General features: G+C 54.6%; 1 rRNA gene. It reads right to left on the minus strand.

What is annotated here, in order from left to right:
* Positions 1 to 169 precede the first annotated feature (169 nt).
* Positions 170 to 306, minus strand: a 23S ribosomal RNA gene (locus tag HP507_RS17515); the annotation flags it as partial.

The raw sequence follows: 306 nt of genomic DNA on the forward strand, positions 1-306 counted from the left end.
CGGGCGTTTCCCTCTCGCTATGACCACCGGAACACCTTCGACCCAATCACTTGGAAATCCGAAAGCTGTTCCGCGCATGCGCGGTATTCAGTTTCTTGTTCCCGATCGTCTGTCGGGAACCACAAAGTGGACGCGAGCCCCCACACCCGAAAGTGTGGGAAATAATTGTGTTGTCAAGTCTTCGGCTTATTAGTACCGGTCAGCTCCACGGGTCGTTAGTCCCCGCTTCCACATCCGGCCTATCAACCCAGTAGTCTGCTGGGAGCCTCTCACACTCAAGGTGCATGGAAATCTCATCTCGAAGAC

It is taken from the genome of Curtobacterium pusillum, from assembly GCF_013359865.1.
GTDB lineage: Bacteria > Actinomycetota > Actinomycetes > Actinomycetales > Microbacteriaceae > Curtobacterium > Curtobacterium pusillum.